The organism is Jeotgalibacillus salarius (assembly GCF_004405125.1).
In the GTDB taxonomy this organism is placed as follows: Bacteria; Bacillota; Bacilli; order Bacillales; family Jeotgalibacillaceae; genus Jeotgalibacillus; species Jeotgalibacillus salarius.
Genome location: NZ_SORX01000001.1, coordinates 249,358 through 255,679, shown reverse-complemented (window position 1 = coordinate 255,679; position 6,322 = coordinate 249,358). Strand labels below are relative to the sequence as shown.

Genomic DNA, 6,322 nt, shown 5'->3' with positions numbered 1-6,322 from the left:
GCCGTTGAGTGTACGACACACCCGGGTTGAGTGCACAAGATCAGCTCGCGAGTGCACAACTTCGCCAAACGGATGCACAATCCACCACCCCACAAGTATGCCTTCGCTCACTTAATGCCTTTTAGAAACATAAAAACTCCACCAACAAACTGGCGGAGTTTTGTCTTATTTCCGGCGTCTTGCAAAGTCCACAAACTTAAACTTATCGAGTCTGTGGCGTGATTCTGTGTACTGGAAGATCGATGTGTCTTCAAGATGGACAAAGTTTTTGACTAACACGATATGGCTGTATCCATCGAGATCGAGCAGTGCACGGTCTTCGTCTGTAGCAGGTTCAACTGTAATCTCTTTTTTAGCGTAGGAAATATTCAGACCGAGCTGACCTTCAAGATAGGCATAAATCGAGTCTGCACAGATTTCCTCAGTCAGAGATGGGACACTCGACTGTAACAGCCAGTCTTTATCCAAAATCACACGTTCACCCTGAATGGTTCTGGCACGGGTCACTTCCCATGTCAGAGCGTTCTCCGGACACTCCAGCTGGTTCGCTAGCCAGTCCTCAGCTTCCATTAATTCAAGCTTGTGAACAGTTGTCTGAATGTCGCGCCCCAGCGACTGCTGGATTTCTTTGAAGCTGACAAGACCTGTGACAGGAAAAGTCATTTTACTTATATCAAGAACGAGGGAGCCTTTTCCCTGCATTTTTTGAATGAACCCATTTTGAGATAAAAGTGTAAGCGCTTTCCTTATTGTTTCACGTGATGTATCGAATCGCTCGCACAGTTCATGTTCAGAGGGCAGTAAAGAGTTAGGCTCGAAAACCCCATTTTTTATTTCTGAGGAGAGTTCTTGAAAAATGTTCATATATTTATTTGTAGTTGCCATATATATCACCCTTGTTTATTGTATCATATGAGGGGACAGGATTTTAGTGAATGTACCATAATTTTCATCCGTAAAATGGGTTTAAATAACCGCTGACCCTTTCCGTGGAGGGCTGCACTTTCCTGCCCCGGGCGGTGAACCATCTCGGGCTTCGCTCTGGGGGGCTTGGGGTCTTACCTTTTCCTTTACGGTGCGGGAGTCTACGCCTTCCACTACAAGGGACAACTGGTATTTCCTTAAACTAAAATCAACCTTATATGATCACAGTAATTTTAGTAGCAGAAAGGATGGTTTTTATGAATAAGTTTTTAAAGACAGCAATTGCTGCGGGTCTGCTGGCGGTCGCATTAGCCGGTTGCAGTGATGAGGAACAAAATACGAATTCTGCCGATGACGGTTTAGCCGGAGAGGGGCAGGACACGCATACTTCGGATGGTATTGAAGAATCTGAAGAAGGTATTATGCTTGATGAAGATGGTAATGTGGAAAGTGCAGAAGTACCTGCGGAAGCGGAAGAAGAAATTATGGCAGTTTTTGATGAATACATAGAGACCTTTAATAATAAGGATCTGGAAGGTTATCTGGATCTGTTATTGTTTGAAGAAGGTTATTATGACGAAGAGGAAGAGCGTGCTGCGCTTGAAGAGGTGTTTACGCAGTTTGATGTGCATAGAGAAGTAGTAGATCAGACGATTAGCGGTTATGAAGAAGGATCGGCTGAAGTGTTTACTAATATGGAACTGACAACGACTGATCCTGATACAGAAGCTGAAGTTACACGCGGCGGTCGACAGGTTACGATATTGAAAGAAGTGGATGGCGAGTGGAAGATCGCTTCGATTCAGTTTATTGCTGCACCATAAATATTTATTTTATAAAGCCGCTATCCCTTTCTGTGGAGGTCTACGCTTTTCGCACCCGTCAGGACGAGTCTCGTATGTCCTGGGGCAAGAGTCTCCGTCCTCCACCCCAAGGGGTAGCTTGAAATTCTTTGTTGAACAAAATGCATCTCACTACAGAGGTGCATTTTCTTTACATATCGACATAATTTCCCGGGAAATGGAGTTGGAGTGTTTTGAAGATTATTCGTGCTGAAATGTGGGGGATTCACCTTCCTTTAAAAGAACCTTTTGTTGTTTCATATGCAAGATTTGAGTCCATGCCCTCGATTATTTTGAAATTGACAACTGATACAGGACTTGAGGGATATGGAGAAGCGGTGCCTGATGAGCATGTGACGGGCGAGTCTTTTTATGGTGCTTATGCACTTCTGGAGAAGGTGTTGATGCCTGAAGTTATGGGACAGTCACCGTTTCAAATTGAAGAGATTCACGGCAGAATGAATGCTGCGCTTAAAGGTAACCCTTCTATCAAAGCGGCAGTTGATATTGCGTGTTACGATTTGATGGGTAAAGCGGTGGGCTTACCTGTTTATAATTTAATCGGAGGACGTGCGCATGAAAAGCTCGGTTACCCGAAAGTTATTTCCATCGGAGAGCCTTCAAAAATGAGTGAAGCTGCACTCGATGCGCTTGAAAACGGCTACGAGCATCTAAAAATTAAATTGAGCGGAGATGCAGCGCTTGATGTTCAGCGTCTGAAAGAAATCAGACTGGCAGTTGGCGAGAGTGTGCCAATCAGAGTGGATGTCAATCAGGGATGGGGTACGTATGAAACAGCTAAACGAGCGCTCGCTCAAACTGAGTCGCTGAAGCTTGACTGGGTTGAGCAGCCGCTTGTGCCAGAAGCTTTTAAGGAAATGAATGAGCTGCGTCAGTCTACGACAACTGCCCTCATGCTTGATGAAAGTATTTGTACAGAAAAAGATTTGCAGTGTGCGATTGAAACGCGTTCAGCGGATAAAATTAATTTAAAACTGATGAAGAGTGGCGGTATCTATCCGATTATTCATATGGCGAAAACGGCTGAAGCAGCAGGACTTGCCTGTCAGATCGGTTCTATGGTGGAGTCTTCAATCGGCTCAGCTGCAGGGTATCATGCTGCTATGGCACGGAAAAACATTGAGACGACTGAGCTGACAGGACCACTGTTGTTTTCGAAGGATCCAGGGAATTTACAGTATGAGATTCCTTATGTTCATTTAGGTGAAAAGTCGGGGCTTGGCGTTGATGTAGATGAAGCTGTACTTGAAGAATTAAGTGAAATGCAATCTGTATTGGAGGAGTGAGAGGGATGAACCTGGACTATATTTGGCGTGATCTTCATGAGCTTGCAGAAACGAGTTTCAAAGAAGTGAAAACAACGGATTACATTGCAAATATGCTTGAGCGGGAAGGCGTTCGCGTTCAGCTTTTTAAAAAGCATACAGGTTTAATTGCTGAAATTGGCAGCGGTGAGCCTGTGATCGGTTTCCGTGCGGATATGGATGCACTCTGGCAGGAAGTGAATGGCGAAATGAAAGCAAACCATTCATGCGGTCACGATGCTCATATGACGATTGGCATCGGCACACTTTTAGCGTTGAAAAAGAATGAAGCTTCACTCAAGGGCACATTCAGATGTATATTCCAGCCGGCTGAAGAGCAGGGGAATGGTTCTTTATCGGTTATTAATAGTGGTGGGGCTGATGGACTGAAGATGCTGTTTGGTGTGCACCTTCGTCCAAAAGATGAATTGTCGTTCGGAGAAGCTGCTCCATCGATCTCACACGGCGGCGGAATCTTTTTTGAAGGGAAGATTACAGGGGAAGATCTTCACGGCGCTAGGCCCCATCAGGGAACAAATGCGATTGAGGCAGGATTTGCATTGCAACAGCAGCTTCACACAGTCAGAATTTCTCCAATGATCCCTCATTCTGTTAAAATGACGAGTTTTCACGCGGGGGCTTCGAATTACAATATCATTCCGGGATCGGCAACGTTTGCACTGGATGTTCGCGCTCAGACAAATGAGGCGATGGACGAATTGAAGAAGCTGATTGATGAAAAAATACGTGCATTGAGTACGATGTTAAATGTAAAAATTGAAGGGTACTGGATCGATTATACACCTGGAGCGGCAGTAAATGAGGATGCTGAAGCGGTAATGCGTGAAGCGATTGTGCATGAGTTGGGTGACGAGGCTCTCCGTCCGCGCGTTGTGACACCTGGCAGTGATGATTTTCACTTTTATACGATTGAGAAGCCTGAGTTGAAAGCAGTCATGCTCGGACTTGGCGCAGATCTTGAGCCTGGGCTGCATCATCCTGACATGCGATTTAATCATGATTGTCTTGAGCAGGGTGTGCGTGTGATTTCACGGGCTGTCGGATTGGCGATGGAAGAGTAAAAGTAATAAGAAGTTGCGAATCCGTTTTGCGATGTTGTGCACTCGCGGTCCGGAGTTGTGCACTCAACCCGGGTGTGTCGTGCACTCAAACCCCGAACTTGAGCACTCACGAGCTGAAACTGTGCATCCGCCGCTTTTTCCCAAACAAAAGCAGCCCTGAATTAAATCCAGGGCTGCTTTTCCTATTATTACTTCTTATAATGAAACACAATCGATTCGTAAGGTCTTAACGTATACTGTGATGCTTCTCCATTTACATCTTTATAATTCTGAATCAGCACATCGGGACGTGTGAAACCGTCCAGTTTCTCAACCAGCTCAGCCGGCATGCTAAATGTGCTTTTCTCTGCATAATAGTTATTCAATACAAGCAGTGTCTCATTTTCATTATTACGTGTGTAAGCAAAAATGGACGGGTGATCTGCCAGCAGCATCTCATAGTTCCCGTTTGTGATGACATCTACATCTTTACGCAGTTGAATCAGTTTCTGATAGTAATAAAAAACTGAATTGCGATCTTCAAGTGCTGCAGCAGCATTGTGTTCTGAGTAGTTCTTCGCTACCGGAATCCACGGTGTGCCGCTCGTGAAGCCTGCATTCTCACTATCATCCCACTGAACAGGCGTACGTGAATTATCACGTGATTTCTGACGCAGAATCTTCAGGATTTCTTCTTCGCTTTTACCTTTTTCTAAAAGGATATTGTAAATATTCAGCGATTCCACATCACGGTACTCATCAATCGACGTGAACTTTGGATTCGTCATCCCGAACTCTTCACCCTGAAAAATGTAAGGCGTTCCCTGCATCATATGGGCTGATGTTGCCAGCATTTTCGCTGATTCATTGTGATACTCGCCGTCATTCCCGTAGCGGGATACAACGCGCGGTTGATCATGGTTGCACCAGAACAGCGCATTCCATCCGCCGCCTTCATTCATACCAACCTGCCAGGTAGAAAGGATGTCTTTCAACTGTAAGAAATCAAAGTCTGCCACTGTCCATTTTTCACCATTAGGGTAGTCCACTTTTAAATGATGAAAGTTGAACGTCATACTGAGTTCTTCACGCGCAGGATTCGAATATTTAACACAGTGATCAATGGTCGTGGATGACATTTCGCCAACCGTCAGCAGGTCATGCTTTGAAAATACTTCCTGATTCATTTCATACATATACTCGTGTACGCGTGGGCCATCAGTGTAAAAACGTCGTCCGTCACCATCGCCTGTTTCGTCAGGAAAGTCCTGATTTTTAGAAACAAGATTAATCACATCCAGGCGGAAACCGTCCACACCTTTTTCAGCCCAATAATTCATCATGTCATAAATTTCACGGCGCACTTTTTCATTTTCCCAGTTTAAATCAGCCTGAGTTACATCAAACAAGTGAAGGTAGTACTGACCGGTTGCTTCATCATATTGCCAAGCATTACCGCCAAATTTGGATACCCAGTTCGTCGGCTCAGAGCCATCATCTTTCCCGTCTTTCCAAATGTAGAAATCACGGTACTCACTGTCTTTTGATTTGCGTGATTCAATGAACCATTCATGTTCGGTTGAAGTATGGTTCACAACAATATCCATGATAATGCGGATATCGCGCTTATGTGCTTCTTCAAGCATCCGGTCGAAATCTTCCATTGATCCGTATTCCGAGTGGATCGAGAAGTAATCGCTGATGTCATATCCATTATCACGCTGAGGAGATTTATATGGAGGCGTGAGCCAGAGCACGTCCACACCAAGTTCATTTAAATAATCGAGCTTTTTTGTAATACCGTTCAGATCACCGACACCATTTCCAGTCGTGTCATTGAAACTCTTCGGATAAATCTGATAAACAACGGCTTTTTTCCACCAGGGTTGTGCCATCGTAATTCCTCCTTTTTAAATGTGGGATGGTTGCATGGAACCGCAGATTTCCGTTGCGGGCGGATGCTTTCCAAGCGGCCTGCACCTGAGCCTCCTCGGCAGAAAACGCCTGCGGGGTCTCAGGAGACATGCTATTCGCTCTGGAGTCACCGCGCTCCACTGCAATCTGCTTTGTTTGGATTCCAAATTTAATGAATTCTTATGAAGTGGAAATGTCTTCTCAAGAGTAAATTCATTGTGAATTAATATCGAAATTGAAAAATAGTTTTAATTTT

The 6,322-nt window shown here is 44.7% G+C and carries 5 protein-coding genes; 3 read left to right on the top strand and 2 right to left on the bottom strand.

The features are described from left to right. Positions 1 to 165: 165 nt before the first annotated feature. Complete coding sequence (gene treR, locus E2626_RS01185) at positions 166 to 885, bottom strand: trehalose operon repressor (RefSeq protein ID WP_134378793.1); 720 nt, start codon at positions 883 to 885, stop codon at positions 166 to 168. A 296-nt stretch (positions 886 to 1,181) separates the two neighbouring features. On the opposite strand from treR, the gene E2626_RS01180 reads away from it, so the two are divergent. The 3 genes from E2626_RS01180 to E2626_RS01170 all read left to right on the top strand — a co-directional run bounded on the left by E2626_RS01180 (position 1,182) and on the right by E2626_RS01170 (position 4,173). Next, on the top strand, positions 1,182 to 1,748 hold the full coding sequence (locus E2626_RS01180; RefSeq protein ID WP_134378791.1) for a Cif family virulence factor: 567 nt from the start codon (positions 1,182 to 1,184) through the stop codon (positions 1,746 to 1,748). 212 nt (positions 1,749 to 1,960) lie between these two features. Beyond that, entirely contained in the window at positions 1,961 to 3,073 is a 1,113-nt protein-coding gene (locus E2626_RS01175) for a mandelate racemase/muconate lactonizing enzyme family protein (RefSeq protein ID WP_134378789.1), read from the top strand. 5 nt (positions 3,074 to 3,078) lie between these two features. Beyond that, a complete protein-coding gene (locus E2626_RS01170) occupies positions 3,079 to 4,173 on the top strand; it encodes an amidohydrolase (RefSeq protein WP_134378787.1) in 1,095 nt (364 codons plus the stop codon). Positions 4,174 to 4,361: 188 nt separating this feature from the next. Here the strand turns inward: E2626_RS01170 and treC are convergent, their stop codons facing one another. Then, the gene (gene treC, locus E2626_RS01165) at positions 4,362 to 6,047 is read right to left on the bottom strand and encodes an alpha,alpha-phosphotrehalase (protein ID WP_134378785.1); all 1,686 of its coding nucleotides are present in this window, start codon (positions 6,045 to 6,047) and stop codon (positions 4,362 to 4,364) included. Positions 6,048 to 6,322: the final 275 nt, after the last annotated feature.

What these genes read in the sequence shown, in the direction of transcription:
- treR (WP_134378793.1), bottom strand. Translation starts at nt 885, where the DNA reads ATGGCAACTACAAATAAATATATGAACATTTTTCAAGAACTCTCCTCA.
- E2626_RS01180 (WP_134378791.1), top strand. Translation starts at nt 1,182, where the DNA reads ATGAATAAGTTTTTAAAGACAGCAATTGCTGCGGGTCTGCTGGCGGTC.
- E2626_RS01170 (WP_134378787.1), top strand. Translation starts at nt 3,079, where the DNA reads ATGAACCTGGACTATATTTGGCGTGATCTTCATGAGCTTGCAGAAACG.
- treC (WP_134378785.1), bottom strand. Translation starts at nt 6,047, where the DNA reads ATGGCACAACCCTGGTGGAAAAAAGCCGTTGTTTATCAGATTTATCCG.